Source organism: Actinophytocola oryzae (genome assembly GCF_004364325.1).
GTDB classification, from domain to species: Bacteria; Actinomycetota; Actinomycetes; order Mycobacteriales; family Pseudonocardiaceae; genus Actinophytocola; species Actinophytocola oryzae.
Window position 1 is genome coordinate 1 of sequence record NZ_SOCP01000028.1, and the last position, 16,509, is coordinate 16,509.

Below are 16,509 nucleotides of genomic sequence, written 5' to 3' on the forward strand. Positions count from 1 at the left end.
CTCAACGCGTTCGACCTCGCGTTCGACGGACGCCTGTCCACCGGCCGCAACTAACCAAATTCAAAATCCAGTTACACCGAAAACTTGACAGCCCCGGTGTCGACGAGTTCGGTGCCTTTGTCGTTGACCGTGTCCTTCAGCTCGTCGAACTTGCCTTCGAAGTCCGTTGCCGCTTCTCGGCCTAGTGTGCGTAGGTCGGCCGGGACATTGTTTACCGTCGCTTTTAGTTCCTTGCGGCCGGCGGCTATGCGGTCCTTCGCGCGTTTCAGTTCCGCTTCTACCGTGTCGGCGATTTCGGAGATGATATGGTCCATCGACGCCAGGTACGTGTCCCGTGCCCGTTCGTAGACGCGGTTCGCCTCTTCCGGGAGGGGCAGCAGCAGGTCTTTCGCCCACAGGAAGCCGCCGTTCCAGCCGCCGTAGCGGTCGGCCTTGTAGCGTCGCATGCCTTCTTCGTGGTCGTCGGTGAAGCGGTCCCTTGCTCGTTTCTCCTTCGTTGTGAACTGGTCGTCTACCTTTTTGTCCAGGTCCTCCAGGATCTTTTCGACGTCGCACTTGATCTGGTCGAAGACCTTTTGCAGGAGATCCGTGACCTGTTTGCGTTTGTCCTCGTCCTTGGACTTCGTGTCCGTTTTTCCTGTGCCGACCTTCTGGCCGGTTTCCACGCGGGTCGCCTGGATGCCGGCCATCGCGGTGATGCCCTGGGCGGCGGCCGTCGCCTTCGTTTCCTTCAGTTCGCGGGACTCGTCGGCGCGTAGTTTCTTCGGGGCCTTCTTGGAATGGGACTCCAGGGTCTTCTTTTCCTTGACCGCTTTGTCGAACTGGGGCTCGCGGGAGTTCTCGAGGCTCAGCTGCTGTTCGGTGACCTTCGCGTCGGCCATCTGCTGGTCGACCTGGGCCGGGCCCTCCGACATGTCGGAGGCGGACGGCGGCAGCTGGTCCGGGGCGGCCTGGGTCGGGTTCGGGGTGCTCGGTTTCGGCGGGACCTTGTCGCCGGCCATCGGGACGACCTGTTTGGCGTCCGGGGCCGGGTCGGGGGGTGCGGCGGTCGTCTCCGCGATGTTCTGTGCCGAGGCGTGCTTGCCGTCGCCGACCTTGCCCTGGACCTCCTGTTTGACCTCTTCGGCCTTGCCGGAGTCGCCGAAGTTGTCCGCGTCCTCCAGGTTCTTCGGGGCCCGGTCCGCGATCGCCTTCCTGACCGCGGCGACGAAGTCCTGCTTGTTGAACTCCTTCGGCTGGGCGGCGTCCATCTCCTCGGCGTGGGCCGCCTTGCCGCGGGCCTCCTGGTCGTCGGCCGGGGCCTCGGCGGCGTCTTGGGCGGCGCCTGCCTCCGCGGCCGCCGGTGGGTGGCTCGCGCCCACCGTCTTCTTCTTGGTGTTGACGTCGGTCTTGAGCGCCTGGAACTTCGGGTCCGCGCCCGGCGAGCGGGGGCCGGCGGCCTTCGCCTTCTGGTCCTTCTCCGCGCGTTCCGCCGGCGCCTTGTCGCCGGCCAGTTCCTTCTTGTCCGGGGCCTGCGCGGACGGGGACGTGGCCTGCTGCGCGGTGGGTTTCGCGGGTGGCGGTTTCTTCGGCGTGGGGGTGACAGGTGCGGGGCTGGCGGGGGCGGGAGGCGCTGTGGCCTGGGTCGCCACGGCCTGGTTGCCCACCAGGTTCTGGCCGGCCAGGAGCATCTGGCCCAGCCAGCTCGCCTGCTGCGGGGTGGTGTCCGGTGGCCGGCCGCCCAGTACGGCCGTCACCGCTGCGTTGCCCAGTTGGGCGCGGGCCGCCACCACATCGGCGGGCCCGCGTTCCAGCGCAGGGGTTTCGGGGGGCCGGTTCGCGACCGGCGTGTGTCGGCGCGGCAGCCGCGGCAGACGGGCCTTCACAGGTGGCAGGGGCATCCGGCGCCCTCACTGGTCGACGTACCAGGAAGGAAGCAGGATGGCAGGGCACCCGTCGAGTGACCGCCCTCCGCGCGTCACCGCGGCGTCACCGTGTGGCGGCGTCCTCCAGGTTGAGGCAGTAGCAGCGTAGGCGCTGCGGATCACCAGCTGAGCCACGTTCCGCATACGCGTCCCGCCCGCGGTCACACCCTGTGCGCAGCCGAAGTGGGCGTGGCCGTGGATCGCGATGGCGATGTCGCACGCGTCGATGACCTCGTCCAGCTGGTAGCAGCCCAGGAACGGGTAGATCTCGGGTGGCTCGCCGCGGAAGGTCTCCGGGATGGGGGAGTAGTGGGTGAGCGCGATGCGCACGTCGGTGTCGAGGCTCTCCAGGGCGCTGCGGAGCTGGTCGGCGGGGTCGATGGTGTGCTCGACGAACGCCTTCATCTCCGGTTCGCCGAAGTTGCACGCGCACTTGCCGCGAAACCGCCGCCGAAGCCCTTCACCCTCGCGATGCCGACGCGGTGGCCGTTGATGTCCAGGGCCACGGCCTCGCCCTCGAGGACGCGGATGCCGCTGTCCTCCAGGACCTTCGTTGCCGTGGTGGTTGTGATTGCCGAGCACGCGACGACCGGCACCGGCATGAAGGATGGAGCGGGCGGCCCGCCCCGCTACTATCCGGCACTGAAATCCATCCAGGTATCCCCGGGTTGGAACCTACAGTCGCCGCTGAATCGATGGGATGGCGTTCCTACTGGGCAGATCCGCCATGGTTCGTGCGTACGTCGACGTGCTGCTGCGCTGCGGATCAGTTGTCCCGAAGATGCCACCGAATTCCGGCTCGGTCGTTGAGGATGATCTTCGGTGCCGCGCGTTGCTCGTCGGTGAGCTTGCCGTCGACGGCGTCGAAGACGCTGGTAGTTGTCGATCTCGTCGAGGATCAGGCCGAGGTTGCCTTTCTGTTCCTCGGCGCCGACTTCGGCCAGGAACTTCGCCTGGGCGCCGCCGAGTCGTCCTAATGGTGACGTCAGGTATTGGAACTGCCTGAATGCGGACCCGTCTGGGCGGCGCGAGGAGCGTGCGGACGTCGTCGTAGCGTCATTGGGCTTGAGTCTCGAGGCTTCGGGTCAGAGGGCTTCGAGTGGGTTTGTTTTGGTTTCTTCCTCCGTGATCGCCAAGGAACCTACGGGCACGTCGCCCTGGTCGTCGGCTCGCGCGACGAGCGTGGCGTTGCGGCCGATCGGTTCGTCGATCCCCACCTGGGCCACGGCCTGCTCCAGCGCGGGCCGCAAGACCGCCAGCCATTCGCCGCGGAAGTGGTTGAAACCGGCCTCGGCCGCGACGTCGCGCAGCGAGATTCCCCATAGCGGGTCGGACTCGTCGACGGCGTGTCTGGTGATCGGCTCGATGCGCGACGGAACACGGTTGAACGGCCTGCCCTCGGTCACGCGCCGGTTGATCGCCTGCAGCAGCACTCCCAGCCTGGACTGCGAGGTGCGGGCAGCCGGTTGACCCGCTCGCGCTCTGCCTTGACGCGGCGCATCAGCGACACCACGTGTGGGCCGAGCGTGTCGACGACGTAGAGCGCCGCGGCCAGAATCGGCTGCATCCGGGGCGGCCTACTCGTGGCTGCGCCAGACGGGTGTGGCGATGCGGCGGGCCGCCGCGCTCGGCACCGGGGTCGCCATCCCGACGCAGGACACCGCCTGGCTGCGCCAAGTTCTACTTCGACCCGCGTTGCCCTGATGTGCACGGTGGACCGCCGGGCCAGTGAGCGCGTGGTGCGCGTCAAGGGCGCACCCCGAGGAAGTGCTCGGCCGCACGAGCGGGATCACCGGTCCCGGCGGGTACGTGCCGCTCCATGACCTGCGGCTGACGGGGCGCGGGTGACCGAGGTGACTGCCAGTGGTCCAGGTGTGTTGCCACCGCTGCCCGGCGGCGCCGAACGTGCGCAGGCGAGTTCAGGAACTCAGCCGGTCGGCCTGATGGCTGGCGCACTTGACCGGGCGTCAAGCGCGTTGGGTCGGCATCAGGGGCGTTTGTGTGGCAGCGGGACCGGCGCAGTGAAGGTATCCATCGGCGACACTGTGAACGGTCTTTCTGTGGCCGTGACGCCTTGTTGCTTTGGGAGAAGGAGAAAATAGGGAGAGTTGAATGTCCCGGTGGTGATGTATTCTGCAGTAGACCGACGTGAACAACCGTACTTTGTAGAGCGTGTTCTCGAATCTTGCAGGTCAGAGTCCTTTGTGGACTACACTGGGGGTCAAGGGGTCGCAGGTTCGAATCCTGTCAGCCCGACGGCATCGAGGGTTTCCGCAGGTCACGGCCTGCGGAAACCCTCTCTTTTTGATCTTGGTCTGGTCTTCGAAGTCGAGCATGCCGCTCAGCGACACCTTGACTCGGAGGCTTTCGACGATGCCGCTTCTCGACCTGGACAAGATCACTCTCGGTCTGTCAAAGACCTGGTCCGGCTTCCTACGCGACTGGGACCGCTCCCTGCGCGCGGGGAACTACCCGGAGACCACCCGCTACAACTACCTGCTCGCCCGCGGCCCAACTGGCCCGCTATCTCGGCGAGTTCTCACCCGACCCGGACGCTGACGCGGCGGCCGACGACCCGACCGAGGTCACCCGCGCGCATGTCGAGGCGTTCCAGGCGTGGATGATCGAGACCCGGTCGGCGTCGACGGCGTTGAACAAGCACAAAGGGCTGCAGCAGTTCTTCAAATGGCTGATGCTCGACGAGGAAGAAATCGACCGTTCCCCGATGGAGCGGGTGAAGCAGCCGAAGACGCCGAAGAAGCTGATTCCGATCATCCGGGACGATGACACGAAGAAGGTCATCAGTACCTGCAAGGGCAAGTCGTTCATGCAAGTGCGGGATGAGGCAATCATCCGGCTCTATTACAACACCGGCGCCCGCCTGTCCGAGGTCGGCAAGCTGAATCTCGATGACGTCGATCTCACGACGGATTCGGTGCACTATCACGGTAAGGGTACTCGGGACCGGCGTGTCCGATTTGGTCCGAAGACCGCGCGGGCAATCAGCCGCTATCTACGTGCCCGCGATAAACACAAAGGCGCTGGGTTGCCGGACCTGCACGAGTAGGTGACGGTGGTAGTCACGCAGCCTGGCTGGCTGGCGTGGTCATGATTGCTTCGTGTTCGATGGAGGTCAAGCGGCCGAGGGCGGTTTGGCGTCTGCGGCGGTGGTAGGTGCGTTCGATCCAGGTCACGATCGCGATCCGGAGTTCCTCGCGGCTGGGCCAGGTGCGCCGGTCGAGAACATGGTTCTGCAGCAACGCGGAGAAGCTCTCCATGGCGGCGTTGTCTCCCGCCGCGCCAACCCGGCCTGGAAGGGTGAGGAGCTATGGCACCACCGAGGAAGTACTCGTCTGAGCTGCGGGAACGTGCGGTTCGGATGGTCTTTGAGCTTCGTGAGCAGACTGGTGAGCGGACCGGGCCGATCGGTCGGGTCGCTGACCGGCTTGGGGTGCATCGGGAGGCGTTGCGGACGTGGGTGCGCCAGGCTGAGGTCGATGGCGGGAAACGGGTCGGCACGTCGACCAGCGATGTTGCGCGGATCGCTGAGCTGGAGCGGGAGAATCGTGAGTTGCGGCGGGCGAACGAGATTCTGAAGGCCGCGTCGGCGTTTTTCGCCCGGGAACTCGACCCGAAACCGCCGCGCTAGTCGAGTTCATCGACACCCATCGCGAACGGTTCGGTGTGGAGCCGATCTGTACGGTGTTGGAGGTGTCGCCGTCCACGTATTGGGCGGCCAAGAAGCGGGAGTCGAGGCCATCGGCTCGTGCGGTTCGGAATGAATGGTTGAAAGGAGAGATTCTGCGGGTGTGGCACGGGCCGGGGCGTGGTCTGTATGGGGCGCGGAAGGTGTGGGGACAGCTCAATCGGGAGGGCATCGTGGTATCGCGGTGCACGGTGGAGCGGCTGATGCGCGAGCTGGGCATCTGCGGGGTGACCGCACCCCGTAAGCGGCCACGCACCACTATCCCGGGTGTGGACAGGCCTGCCGACCTGCTCGAACGCGACTTCACCGCGGCCGCACCGGACCAGCGGTGGGTCGCCGACATCACCTACGTCGCCACCGCGGCCGGCTGGGCGTACACCGCGTTCGTCCAGGACCTGTATTCCCGCCGGATCGTCGGCTGGCAGGTCGCTGACCACCTCGGCGCCGACCTCGCACTCGACGCCCTGGAAATGGCGATCTGGACACGCGCAGGCCACATTGACGGTCTTATCCATCATTCCGATAGGGGCAATATACGTCTATTCGCTACGGCGAACGACTCGACCAGATGGGTGCAGCCCGTTCGGTCGGAAGCAAAGGGGACTCGTATGACAATGCCGCCGCCGAGTCGCTCAACAGTCTCTACAAGAAAGAACTCATCGACTACCGAGGAGACTGGAAGAACACGACAGACGTGGCATTAGCCACGATGGAATGGGTTGCCTGGTACAACACGGAACGGCTACATTCTTTCTGCGGGAACATTCCTCGGGCCGAGTACGAGGAGACGTTCCACCGCGATCCGGCCGACACCGCCGCAGCGGCGTAGAACCAACTGATCCGGCCTCCAACGTCGCCGGGGCGCTCCAGAAAGCCAAGGCGTTCGTGCCGGGGCGGGGCACACCCGCTCCCGGCGACGAACACTGCCAGGCTGCGCGGTCAGGCGCATTGGTTCCAGTTGAGCTTCTCGTTGTCCTCCCCCTGCGCGAAGATGGTGATCACACCTCGATCGTTGACTGTGGTGTCGCGGACGACCATCCTCCACGTAACGCCGTCTCGGTTCACGCGGCGGAAGACCCAGTCGCTGTCTTCCTTGACATAGCCACGCCAGTCGGTGGCCAGCAAGGTCACGCACGTTTTGAGGTTCTCGAAGTCCTGCTCCGTTGGCAGTTTCGCGTGCCCGGCCACGATGTGCCGAAGCCCCCAGGAAACGCCCTCCCCCTCCTCCTGCCCGCAATTGAACCGCACCGTCTGCCTCGGTCCGCCAACCAGGTTGGGTCCGATGGTGAGCAGCCGTTTGGTGACTGCCTCTCCACTGCAGGGGTCGTAGTCGGCTACCGACGAGGGTGCGGCGGACGCGGAAGGTGCGGCGGACAGGGCGGCCGACGACAACAACATCAGCACTGTCATCGCCACGCGGCGATGCATGGACCGGGCCATTGGACCTCCACTCGGGTTGCCTTGTGTCACAAGCACAGCAGCAACCGCGTGGCGGGTACAGACCCTCGATCCGACGTCACCCGTCGGGGGCGTGATGACACCCGGTCAGGGAGGGCCGAGGGATGGTTCCAGTGTCGAAGTTGGGACGTTCAGGCGCTGTTCCCGCCTGGGATGACCGGAGGCTCGACTGGCTCAGGAGCCGGTTCGGGCGCGTTCTGGGTCGGTGGCCGCGGCGCGATCTCGCCAGGTGCCATACCAGGCGGGTTCGGCATCACTGTGGCGCCGTCGCTGTCGTACGGCACGCCGGGCGGCGGAACGTCTTCCGCTGATGTGGTTGGCTCGGTCACAGGACCATCATCCGCCACCGCCCGTGCGTCCTGCTCGACCGGGACCGCCGGCGCGTCCGGTGTGGTGTCCGATGTAGCCGTCGGGCTGGCGCTGGTGCTCGTGGCCACTTCCTGGCCCGCTGGCCGAGGCGATGGCTGCTCGTCCGGCTGGCCACCGATCGCGATAGCCGCACCGACAACAACAACCGTGGCTCTCGGAATCAATCTCGAGGACGTAACCCGGCGTTCGCGTACGAATGCGCACATCCGGGACGCCAGGCACGCTGTAACGGCACACACGGAGGTTGACCGCCGTCAGGCAGAACAGGAAGCTGTGATCCAGCGAGCGCCGCGTCTACAAGAAGCTGACGTTTCGCCGCCTCAGCGGCGCCCACATGGACAGTGTTGTCGGTGCTCGCGCAGCTGGTGGTCAATGCAGCCCTGCTGGCCGGTGAGGGCTTCGGTGAGCTACGCGCCGTACTGGTGGTAGGCGGGGTCGCGGTGGTCGGCGATCAGCGCCGCGGCGGCGGTCGCGTCGTCGCGGCGGCCGGACTGGAACGCGGCGCCGGCCGCCATGAACGCCAGTTCCACCGCACTGTCGCCGTGCGCCTGTGTCGCGGCCCGGCGGAGGTAGCCGTGGGCGGTTTCCTGGTCGCCGGTGAACAGCTTGACGTGCGCGCGGACCGCGTCGGCCTGGTGGCTCCGGATGCCGCCGGTGTCGTGCAGGATCGCTCGTGCCAGTGCGGGACTGCCCGCTTTCCAGGCGAGCCGGGCGGCGAGGGCGGTGCGTCGCTGCCGGTCCCGGGCGGCGTCGCTGAGCCGCACGGCGTGCTGGAGCGCGGTGATGGCCGCCGGGAGCCCCAGTGCCTGCTCGATGTCGCCGGCGGCGGCCTCCACCGCGTCGGCCAGCGCGACGTCCGGCCCGAGGGTCGCCTGCGCCTGGTGGTATCAGTAGTGCGGGTGCTCGCCGCGCGTGGCGAGTTCCGCGGCGAACGCGGCGTGGACGCGACGTCGCTGCGCGGGTGCGGCGAGCAGGCGGAGCGAGGGGACGAGGGGGTGCCGTAACCGCGGGCCTGTCGGCTCCGGCGCCACGATGCGGTCCGCGCGCGCCGCCGCCAGGAGCGTGCTCTTGCCCGAGCCGCGCTCACCGCGGATCACCATGGCACGCCCGTGGGACCGCGTCACGTCCGCGACCAGCGTGCTGAGCAGGCGTTCGTTGTTCGTCGACAAGGTGACCTCCTGTGTGCGTTCCAGGGACCAGTCTCGCCGGTACCGGCGAGACGGGTTCGTCGTCCACCGGGTTGTCGGGTCAGCCGCCGGCGACTGATCACGACCAGCACGGTCGCCGCCGGCGTCACCGCGGTAGGCGGCCTCGTCGGGGGAGTCGCACTGGTCCGCGGAAGCCAGCCGACGCCTACCGTGCTCCCGTCCAACGCCAACCGGTTCGACGGCAAGGTGGTCATCGTCACCGGCGGGACATCCGGCATCGGCAGGGCGGCGGCGATCCAGTTCGCCAGGGAGGGCGGCAAGGTCGGATTCTGCGGCCGCCGCGAGTCCCTCGGCCGAGCCGTCGAACATGAGATCCGTGCGGCCGGCGGCGAGGCCACCTACCTGCGGGCCGACGTCCGCGACAGCGGGCAGGTCCGATCCTTCGTGGACCGGACGGTGGAGAAGTACGGTGGGCTGGACGTGTGCTTCAACAACGCCGGCGTGTCCGTGCAGAAGCCACTGCACGAGTACACCGAGGCCGAGTGGGACGACGTGGTCGGCACCGACCTGCGTGGCAGCTTCCTGGCGCAGAAGTACGAGATCCCGCACCTGCTCGCCCGCGGCGGCGGTGTCGTGGTGGTCAACTCCTCGTCCGTGGCCGTGTCCGCCGCGGAGAACCAGAGCGCCTACGCCGCGGCCAAGGCAGGACTCCTCGGCATGGTCAAGTCGGCGTCGCTGGACTACGCGAGCAGAGGGATCCGCATCAACGCGCTCCTGCCGGGCACGACCGACACGGCGTTCGTCCGGCGGCTGGCCGGAGCCGACAACTTGCCCGACTCCGTGTGGAGCACCATGGCGGCGGTCTGGGCCAGGTCCCACATCCCGGGCCTGAAACGGATGGCGGCACCGGAGGAGGTAGCGACGTTCGCCGTCACGCTCGCGTCCGCCGACTTCCCGTTCATGACCGGCTCGCAACTGTCGATCCTCGGCGGTGTCAACGCATACGGCTGACCGTCAGCCGCCCCGCCGGTCCGCGCGGTGTCGTCGCACCTGGTCGACCGGCTCACACGTGGGTGTTCGGGATGTCGGCAAGTAGCCGCCCCCACTCGGGGTAGGTGGCGACCTTCTCCTGGAACAGGGCGCTGATCTTGTGGCCGAGGTCGGGATCCGGGTCGTCGGAGAGCCGGACCGCGTACAGGCGGGCCAGTGTCGGCAGGATTTCGTGGTCGCCGTCGAGGTGGACCGGGTCGTAGAAGTAGCGGCGTAGCGCGTCGAGGTCGGCGACCGCGGCGAGGTAGGCGTGGGTGAACCCCTCGGCGGGGTCGCCGAGGTCCTGCCCGACCGAGGAGAAGGACACCGAGTCGACCGACGCGGTCCTGCGCATCGCGGCGAGCGTGGCTGCCCTCTGTTGCTCGGTGATTTCGGCGCGGAAGCTGAACCGCAGAAGGTTGACGATCACGAATATCCTCCAAACTGAACCGACGGGTTCAGTTTTCTGGAATGAGCGGTAGCAGTCAAGGTAGAGTCCGCCGCGTGTCAGCACAGCTTCCGGCCCGACGCCGGGCCGACCGTCGGGAGGTGATCCTGGGCGCCGCCTTCGACGTGTTCGCGCGGCGCGGTTTCACGCAGGCCTCGGTGCAGGAGATCGCCGACGCGGCCGGTGTCGCGAAACCCACGCTGTACAACCACTTCGCGGACAAGGACGAGCTCTTCCGGTGCGCGATGACGTACACGGCCGACGCGGTGACGGCCGCCAACGTCGCCGTCACCGACCGGTTGCGTGCGACCGGGGCGAACCTGGAGGCCGCGTTGGTCGACGTCGCGCGCCGCCTGCTGCGGGTGTGCTGCGACGACCGGTCCCGGGCGCTGCGGCGGCTCGCCCAGGGGCAGCTGACACGGTTCCCGGACGTGCTCGAGCTGGTCCAGGAGCGCACCTCGAGCCGGCTGGCCGAGGCGCTGGCCGACCGCATCGCCCGGCTGTCGCTGTCGGGCGGCCTGCGCCGCTGTGATCCGGCCGTCGCCGCCGAGCAGTTCCTCGCGCTGCTCACCGCACCGATGGACAGCCGGTCCGGTCTCGGCACTCGGCGTGTTCCGGTGACCGACGTGAACGCGGTCGCCGACGCGGCCGTGGACACATTCCTGCGTGCGTACGGGGTGACGTAGGCCCGGTGCGGCCGTCGTGGACTGTCCCGGTGGCGGGCGTACCGCCGGTTCAGCCGACGACGTGCCAGTGGGCGGTGAGGTCGTCCGCGTTCGCCCTGATCCAGTCGAGGAACGGCTGCAGTGCGTGTACGGCGCCTTCACCGAGGTCGGTGATGGAGTACGTCACCTCGGGCGGCTGACCGTCACCGACCCGGCGCCGCACGAGACCGTCGCCGGCCAGTGTGCGCAGTGTGGCCGCGAGCATCTTGTCGCTGACGCCGGCCACTTCGGTGCGCAGCTCGTGGTAGCGGTGTGGCCGGTCCGCCAGCGCCCGGAGGACGAGCACCGTCCACCGGCTCGCCATGTGGTCGAGCAGTTGCCTTGCCGGGCAGTCGGTGTTGACCACGTCACGTGCCATGCCGGCCGCCCTTCTCGTGCCTGGTCGCTCACCCGCTGGTTCGGAACTCACCCGGGAGTGAGTCCCTTACGGTGCGCTGCCCGGTCACTCTACGGTCGCGGCCATGTCAGTCGCTCTTGTCACCGGGGCCGGTCGTGGGCTCGGTGCGGCCATCGCGACGGAGCTGGGTGCGCGTGGCCACCACGTGATCGTGAACTACCGGTCGGACGCCGAGAGCGCGCGGGCGGTGGCCGAGGGCATCGGCACGGCCGTGCGGGCGGACGTGACCGATCCGCGCGACGTCGACCGCCTGGTCGCCCGGGTGGTCGACGACCACGGCCGGATCGATGTGCTGGTCGTCAACGCGAACACCGCACCGCCGCCGTTCGCGAGTCTCGTCGACCTGACGTGGGAGGCGTTCGCCGCCAAGGTGGACGGTGAGCTGGCTGGCGCCTTCCACGTCACGAAACGGGTTCTCGGGGTCATGCGTGCGGGCGGCCGGATCGTGTACGTAGGTAGCACGGCGGCGGACTACGTGGGTGGTGGTCGGCTCGCGCACGGCGTCGCGAAGAACGCCCTCGCCGTCTTCGCCCGGCACGTGGCGGCCGAGACGGCGCGGCACGGCATCACGGTGGTGACCGTCGCACCGGGAGCCGTGCGCACCGCGGCGAGTGAACACGTCCTCACCGCTGACCGGGCCAGGCACCTCGCCGAGCACTCGGTCCTCGGCCGGGTGCTGGAACCGGTGGACGTCGCACGCGCCGTGGCCGTCGTCGCGGGAGAGGAGCTGCGGCCGGCCACCGGATCGACGATCCGGCTCGATGCCGGCTGGTCCGTGCTCGTCGGCGGGCCGACGAGCTGACGACGGCCGCCGGGAAGCCGCGCGCCTCGGGGCGGCAGGGTCAGTCGGCCAGCTGGACGGCGGAGCCGAGTTGGCCGTGGTTGTCGTGTCCCCAGCAGTAGACGGTCCCGCCGATGGTCAGGGCGCAGGTGTGGCCCAGTCCCGCGGCGACCGAGAATGCTTCGGGCAGGCCCTGCACGATCGTCGGTGTCGGTTGATGAGTGGTGGTGTGGTTGCCGAGCTGGCCGTGTGCGTTGGCGCCCCAGCAGTGCACGGTCCCGTTCTCGTTCACGGTGCAGGTGTGGTCCGCGCCGGCCGCCAGGCTGGTGGTGTCGTCGAGAGGGACGGGTACCGGTGCCAGCCTGGTGGTCGTGGTGGTGTCGCCGAGCTGACCGAAGGCGTTCCATCCCCAGCAGGAGGTTGAGCCGGTGGCGTCGACGGCGCAGGTGTGGTCGTTGCCGGTGGTCAGGGCGGTGAGGTTGGTGAGGCCCTGTACGGTGACCGGGGTCGGGCCTGCTGTGGCCTGGCCGCTGCCGAGTTGGCCGTCGAGGCCCCACCCCCAGCAGCGTGCCGTCCGGTCGGTGAGTAGCGCGCACGAGTGGCCGCCTTCGACGGTGACCGCGGTGGCGTCGCCGAGGTTCTCGACCTTGACGGGCGTGGGGTGTGCGATGGCGCCGCCGGAGGAGCCGCTGGGTGTCCCGAGTGGACCGCCGACGAAGTTGTGACCCCAGCACCAGACCCGGGACGCGGCGACCGCGCAGGTGTGCTGGTGTCCGGCAGCGGCTGCGGTGACCTTCGGCAGTGACACGGCCACCGGGATCCGATGGCTCGAGTAGGTGCCGTCGCCGAGCTGGCCGCCGCCGTTCCAGCCCCAACACCACAGCGTGGCCTCGGCCAGGGCGCAGGTGTGGTCGCCGCCGGAGGTGATGGCGGTGACGCCGCTCAGCCCGCGTACCTGGACGGGCCGCACACTGTCTAGCGTGGAGTCGTTGCCGAGCTGTCCGTAGGTGTTGTCGCCCCAGCACAGCACGGTGCCGTGCGCCGTCAGGGCGCAGGTGTGGTCGCTGCCCGCGGCGAGCGCGGTGACGCGGGCCAGACCGGGGACCGGCCGCGGTCCGGCGCTGTCCTGCGTGTCGGGCAGCCGGACCGCGGTCGGAGTGGTCCGGTTCGTGGCGGTGCCATCACCGACCTGGCCCTCGTTGTTGAACCCCCAGCAGCGCACCGCCCCGCCGGCCGCGATGCCGCAGGTGTGGTCCGCGCCCCCGGCCACGACGGTGACACCGCCGATCCCGGGCACGGTCACCGGGATGGCCTGGTGTTCGTTGCTGCCGTCGCCGAGCTGGCCGAGTCCGTTGTGGCCCCAGCAGTGCAGGACGTGGCCAGGGTCGATGGCGCACATGTGCCCGGTGCCGCTGCCCTGGCTGATGGCGGTGACCGCGGGCAGACCGGTGACGTGGACCGGGGTCGCGCTGTGTGTCGTGTTCGCGATGGCACCGGGCGGTGTGCCGCCGTCGCCGAGTTGCCCGAAGGTGTTCCAGCCCCAGCACCAGACCTCACCGCCGGCACGCAGGGCACAGGAGTTGCCGGCTCCGGCGACGGCGATCGCGACGGCGTCGCCGATTCCGGTGACCGCCGCCGGGGTCGCGCTGGCCCGGCCGGGGTCGTAGGGCTCGTTCTGGACGCCGGTGCCGAGCTGTCCGAGCTGGTCCCAGCCCCAGCACGACACCGTGCCTGCGGCCAGTGCGCAGGTGTGGAACGCGTCGGCCGCACTGACGGCGGTCGCCCCGGACAGGCCGGGCACGAGCACCGGTGTGGCGCTGGTCGTGGTGGTGCCGTTCCCCAGCTGTCCCCGGCCGTTGCCGCCCCAGCACCAGACCCGGCCAGCGGACACCGCGCAGGTGTGGTCCCGCCCCGCGGCCAGCGCCGTGACGCCGGACAACCCCGGCACCGGCACGGGAGTCGGATGATCGACGGTCGTGCCGTCGCCGAGCTGGCCCGACGTGTTCGCTCCCCAGCATTCGACCGAGCCACCGGACACGACCACGCAGGTGTGGTCGCCGCCGACCGACACCGTCGTCGCACCCGACAAGCCGGACACGGCCACCGGCTCGAGGCGTCGTGTCGTGGTGCCGTCGCCGAGCTGGCCGTCGCTGTTGCTGCCCCAGCAGTCGACCGTTCCACCCGAGAGGACCGCGCACGTGTGCCCGCGCCCGCGCCGATCGCCGTCGCACCGGTCAGACCGCCACCGGCCGCTGATCCACCACCCGCCGGCCCGGCTGCCGACGTGGCCGCCACGATCCCCGCCACAATGGTCATTCCCAGCAGTGATCTCATCATTTCCCCGTACGGTAGGCATTCTGGTGCGGACGAGCCTCCCGAAGGTTGCTTAACACCGGCTTAGAACTCCTGCCCTCGGAACAGGGTGCGGGAACGGCGTACAGGTGGCGTTAAGGAAGTCGTGTCATGCTGCGCCGTCGCGGGGTGAGCGGAGGTCGCGCGTGCGGGTGCTGGTGGTCGAGGACGACGTGCGGCTGGCCGGGGTGCTGTCGTCGGGGCTTGCCGCGGAGGGGTTCGACGTCGATGTGGTGCACGACGGTGCGGACGGGTTGTGGCAGGCCCGCGAGGGCGCACACGACGTGATCGTGCTCGACGTGCTGCTGCCGTCGATGAACGGGTACGCGGTGGCGAAGCGGTTGCGGGAGGACCGGGTGTGGACGCCGATCCTCATGCTGACCGCCAAGGACGGGGAGTACGACGAGGCCGACGGGTTGGATGTCGGTGCGGACGACTACCTGCGCAAGCCGTTCTCGTTCGTGGTGTTGGTGGCGCGGTTGCGGGCACTGGCGCGGCGAGGCTCGACACCGCGGCCACGGCTGCTCACCCACGGCGGACTGACCCTCGACCCGGCGTCGGGGGAGTGCACTGTGGACGGTGTGCCGGTCGCGCTGCGGCCTCGGGAGCGGGCGTTGCTGGAGGTGTTGCTGCGCAACCGGGACAGGGTGCTGTCGAAGGACCGGCTCCGCGACGCGGTGTGGGGGTTGGCGGCGGAGCCGGACCCGAACCTCGTGGAGGTGCACATGTCCTACCTGCGGCGCAGGATCGGCGCGACCCGCGTGCGGACCGTGCGCGGCCTGGGTTACCGGCTGGTCGATCCCGATGCGTAGGTGGTCGCCGCGCAGGTGGTCGTTGCGGGTGCGGCTGACCGCGCTGGCGACGGTCGCGGTCGGGCTGGCGCTGGCGGCGGCGTCGGTCACGCTGGTGACGGCCATGTCCCGCAGTCTGGTCGGCGACGTGACGCGGGCCGCCACCACCGCGGTGGACGACGTGGCCGCGGACCTGGTCGCCGGCCGGCGACCGACCGCGACCGTGCCGCCGCAAAGCCTGTCGTTGATACAGGTCCAGGACTCCGGCGGCCGTGTGGTGCAGCGGATCCCGGACGTGCGGGCCGGCGAGGTCGCCGGCCTGCCGACCGACCTCCCGCCCGAGGTGCGCGACGCCAGGATTACCGCGCGGGACGAGCCCAACACGATCCGGCCGAGCGACGACACGGTGCTGGCGTGGCGCACGGTCTCCACACCGGACGGTGCGCGGACGATCCTGGTGGTGTCGCGGCTGGGACCGGTGACCGCGAGCGTGACCCTGGTGGTCGACGCGCTCCTGGTCCTGGCGCCGTTGCTGACCGCGTTCGTGGGTGCGCTGACGTGGTTCGCGGTGGGGCGGGCATTGCGCCCGGTCGAGGTGATCCGACGGCGGGCCGAGGTGATCAGCCACTCCACCCTGGACGAACGGCTGCCGGAACCGGTCACGCATGACGAGGTCGCGCGGTTGACCGGCACGCTGAACGAGATGCTCGGCAGGCTCGACGAAGGTGCGCGGCGGCAACGCGAGTTCGTCGCCGACGCCTCCCACGAGCTGCGCACTCCGCTGGCGGCGATGCGGGCGGAGCTCGAGGTGGCGTTGCGCCGTGACGGCGACTGGCCCGGTGTGGCGCGTCGGCTGCTCGACGACCACCGCAGGCTGGACCGGCTGACGGGTGACCTGTTGTTGCTGGCGCGCTTGGACGACCACCCGGGTCCGGCGGGTGAACAGGTGCGGTTGGACGAGATCGTGGCGGGGGAGTTGGCCGAGGTGCGGCGGGTTCCCGTGGCCGTCGACCTGGCGCCGGTGGTCGTGACCGGTGTGGTGCCCGAGCTGACCCGGTTGGTGCGCAACCTGGTGGACAACGCCGACCGGCACGCCGCGAGCAGGTTGGCCGTCCGCCTGTCCGCGCGGGGCGGCGTCGCCGTGCTCACCGTGGACGACGACGGTCCCGGAGTGCCTGCCGCGCACCGGGAGCGCGTGTTCGACCGGTTCTTCCGCATGGATCGGAGCAGGGCGCGCACGAGTGGTGGCGCGGGTCTCGGACTGGAGATGGTCCGGCGGATCGCGCGTGGCCACGGCGGTGACGCGACGGTTGGGGTCGCACCGCTGGGTGGGGCCCGGTTCACGGTGACGTTGCCGCTAAGCCAGGGTTAAGCAACGCCGGCCAGAGTCGTTCTCGTCAG

General features: G+C 69.1%; 17 protein-coding genes and 3 pseudogenes. 9 read left to right on the top strand and 11 right to left on the bottom strand.

Going from position 1 to position 16,509, the window contains the following annotated elements; translation table 11 throughout:
* Positions 1–71: 71 nt before the first annotated feature.
* Positions 72–1,865 carry a hypothetical protein gene (locus CLV71_RS44120; RefSeq protein ID WP_133908950.1) on the bottom strand — a complete coding sequence of 598 codons (1,794 nt, stop codon included), beginning with the start codon at positions 1,863–1,865 and terminating at the stop codon, positions 72–74.
* A 24-nt stretch (positions 1,866–1,889) separates the two neighbouring features.
* A pseudogene (locus CLV71_RS48980) lies at positions 1,890–2,486 on the bottom strand (metallophosphoesterase family protein); the annotation flags it as partial.
* A 230-nt stretch (positions 2,487–2,716) separates the two neighbouring features.
* Between CLV71_RS48980 and CLV71_RS48220 the strand changes: the two are divergent.
* Entirely contained in the window at positions 2,717–2,881 is a 165-nt protein-coding gene (locus tag CLV71_RS48220; protein WP_166664506.1) for a hypothetical protein, read from the top strand.
* Between the two features lie 108 nt (positions 2,882–2,989).
* On the opposite strand, the gene CLV71_RS44130 is transcribed toward CLV71_RS48220, so the two are convergent.
* A complete protein-coding gene (locus CLV71_RS44130) occupies positions 2,990–3,337 on the bottom strand; it encodes a hypothetical protein (protein WP_166664507.1) in 348 nt (115 codons plus the stop codon).
* Positions 3,307–3,471 (bottom strand): hypothetical protein, encoded by a 165-nt coding sequence (locus tag CLV71_RS48225; RefSeq protein WP_166664508.1) that lies wholly within the window; start codon positions 3,469–3,471, stop codon positions 3,307–3,309. The genes CLV71_RS44130 and CLV71_RS48225 overlap by 31 nt, the downstream gene beginning before the upstream one ends.
* Before the next feature lie 806 nt (positions 3,472–4,277).
* Between CLV71_RS48225 and CLV71_RS49885 the strand changes: the two genes are divergently transcribed.
* On the top strand, positions 4,278–4,463 hold the full coding sequence (locus tag CLV71_RS49885; protein ID WP_243867399.1) for a hypothetical protein: 186 nt from the start codon (positions 4,278–4,280) through the stop codon (positions 4,461–4,463).
* A 61-nt stretch (positions 4,464–4,524) separates the two neighbouring features.
* The gene (locus CLV71_RS49890; protein WP_243867401.1) at positions 4,525–4,971 is read left to right on the top strand and encodes a tyrosine-type recombinase/integrase; all 447 of its coding nucleotides are present in this window, start codon (positions 4,525–4,527) and stop codon (positions 4,969–4,971) included.
* A 13-nt stretch (positions 4,972–4,984) separates the two neighbouring features.
* Here the strand turns inward: CLV71_RS49890 and CLV71_RS44140 are convergent.
* Positions 4,985–5,215: pseudogene (locus CLV71_RS44140) on the bottom strand (integrase core domain-containing protein); the annotation flags it as partial.
* A 17-nt stretch (positions 5,216–5,232) separates the two neighbouring features.
* Here CLV71_RS44140 and CLV71_RS44145 point away from each other — a divergent pair.
* A pseudogene (locus tag CLV71_RS44145) lies at positions 5,233–6,439 on the top strand (IS3 family transposase).
* A gap of 110 nt (positions 6,440–6,549) precedes the next feature.
* Here CLV71_RS44145 and CLV71_RS44150 read toward each other — a convergent pair.
* The 3 genes from CLV71_RS44150 to CLV71_RS44160 form a co-directional block, all read right to left on the bottom strand.
* Positions 6,550–7,050: a hypothetical protein gene (locus CLV71_RS44150; RefSeq protein WP_133908952.1), complete on the bottom strand. Its 501-nt coding sequence runs from the start codon at positions 7,048–7,050 to the stop codon at positions 6,550–6,552.
* A 794-nt stretch (positions 7,051–7,844) separates the two neighbouring features.
* On the bottom strand, positions 7,845–8,273 hold the full coding sequence (locus tag CLV71_RS44155; RefSeq protein ID WP_133908953.1) for a hypothetical protein: 429 nt from the start codon (positions 8,271–8,273) through the stop codon (positions 7,845–7,847).
* Between the two features lie 51 nt (positions 8,274–8,324).
* Positions 8,325–8,606: a hypothetical protein gene (locus CLV71_RS44160; RefSeq protein ID WP_166664505.1), complete on the bottom strand. Its 282-nt coding sequence runs from the start codon at positions 8,604–8,606 to the stop codon at positions 8,325–8,327.
* A gap of 189 nt (positions 8,607–8,795) precedes the next feature.
* On the opposite strand from CLV71_RS44160, the gene CLV71_RS44165 reads away from it, so the two are divergent.
* Complete coding sequence (locus tag CLV71_RS44165; RefSeq protein WP_243867402.1) at positions 8,796–9,596, top strand: SDR family NAD(P)-dependent oxidoreductase; 801 nt, start codon at positions 8,796–8,798, stop codon at positions 9,594–9,596.
* Positions 9,597–9,648: 52 nt separating this feature from the next.
* Here CLV71_RS44165 and CLV71_RS44170 read toward each other — a convergent pair whose 3' ends face one another.
* Positions 9,649–10,044, bottom strand: a complete 396-nt coding sequence (locus tag CLV71_RS44170) for a Dabb family protein (RefSeq protein WP_133908955.1) — start codon at positions 10,042–10,044, stop codon at positions 9,649–9,651.
* A 74-nt stretch (positions 10,045–10,118) separates the two neighbouring features.
* Between CLV71_RS44170 and CLV71_RS44175 the strand changes: the two genes are divergently transcribed.
* The gene (locus CLV71_RS44175) at positions 10,119–10,748 is read left to right on the top strand and encodes a TetR/AcrR family transcriptional regulator (protein WP_243867403.1); all 630 of its coding nucleotides are present in this window, start codon (positions 10,119–10,121) and stop codon (positions 10,746–10,748) included.
* A gap of 49 nt (positions 10,749–10,797) precedes the next feature.
* Here the strand turns inward: CLV71_RS44175 and CLV71_RS44180 are convergent, their stop codons facing one another.
* Positions 10,798–11,145 (bottom strand): winged helix-turn-helix transcriptional regulator, encoded by a 348-nt coding sequence (locus CLV71_RS44180; protein WP_133908957.1) that lies wholly within the window; start codon positions 11,143–11,145, stop codon positions 10,798–10,800.
* A gap of 103 nt (positions 11,146–11,248) precedes the next feature.
* Between CLV71_RS44180 and CLV71_RS44185 the strand changes: the two genes are divergently transcribed.
* Positions 11,249–11,986: an SDR family oxidoreductase gene (locus CLV71_RS44185; RefSeq protein ID WP_133908958.1), complete on the top strand. Its 738-nt coding sequence runs from the start codon at positions 11,249–11,251 to the stop codon at positions 11,984–11,986.
* Between the two features lie 40 nt (positions 11,987–12,026).
* On the opposite strand, the gene CLV71_RS44190 is transcribed toward CLV71_RS44185, so the two are convergent.
* A complete protein-coding gene (locus CLV71_RS44190; RefSeq protein ID WP_133908959.1) occupies positions 12,027–14,321 on the bottom strand; it encodes an RCC1 domain-containing protein in 2,295 nt (764 codons plus the stop codon).
* A gap of 142 nt (positions 14,322–14,463) precedes the next feature.
* Here CLV71_RS44190 and CLV71_RS44195 point away from each other — a divergent pair, with 142 nt between their 5' ends.
* Both CLV71_RS44195 and CLV71_RS50330 read left to right on the top strand, forming a co-directional pair.
* Complete coding sequence (locus tag CLV71_RS44195; protein ID WP_133908960.1) at positions 14,464–15,129, top strand: response regulator transcription factor; 666 nt, start codon at positions 14,464–14,466, stop codon at positions 15,127–15,129.
* Positions 15,122–16,480 carry a sensor histidine kinase gene (locus tag CLV71_RS50330; protein WP_133908961.1) on the top strand — a complete coding sequence of 453 codons (1,359 nt, stop codon included), beginning with the start codon at positions 15,122–15,124 and terminating at the stop codon, positions 16,478–16,480. Before CLV71_RS44195 ends, CLV71_RS50330 begins: the two co-directional genes overlap by 8 nt.
* The last annotated feature ends 29 nt before the right edge of the window (positions 16,481–16,509 follow it).

Bases quoted from the DNA above. Each gene is read 5' to 3' on its own strand.
- CLV71_RS48220 (WP_166664506.1), top strand. From the start codon at position 2,717: ATGATCTTCGGTGCCGCGCGTTGCTCGTCGGTGAGCTTGCCGTCGACG.
- CLV71_RS48225 (WP_166664508.1), bottom strand. From the start codon at position 3,471: ATGCAGCCGATTCTGGCCGCGGCGCTCTACGTCGTCGACACGCTCGGC.
- CLV71_RS49885 (WP_243867399.1), top strand. From the start codon at position 4,278: ATGCCGCTTCTCGACCTGGACAAGATCACTCTCGGTCTGTCAAAGACC.
- CLV71_RS49890 (WP_243867401.1), top strand. From the start codon at position 4,525: ATGATCGAGACCCGGTCGGCGTCGACGGCGTTGAACAAGCACAAAGGG.
- CLV71_RS44150 (WP_133908952.1), bottom strand. From the start codon at position 7,050: ATGGCCCGGTCCATGCATCGCCGCGTGGCGATGACAGTGCTGATGTTG.
- CLV71_RS44180 (WP_133908957.1), bottom strand. From the start codon at position 11,145: ATGGCACGTGACGTGGTCAACACCGACTGCCCGGCAAGGCAACTGCTC.
- CLV71_RS44185 (WP_133908958.1), top strand. From the start codon at position 11,249: ATGTCAGTCGCTCTTGTCACCGGGGCCGGTCGTGGGCTCGGTGCGGCC.
- CLV71_RS44190 (WP_133908959.1), bottom strand. From the start codon at position 14,321: ATGCCTACCGTACGGGGAAATGATGAGATCACTGCTGGGAATGACCAT.
- CLV71_RS50330 (WP_133908961.1), top strand. From the start codon at position 15,122: ATGCGTAGGTGGTCGCCGCGCAGGTGGTCGTTGCGGGTGCGGCTGACC.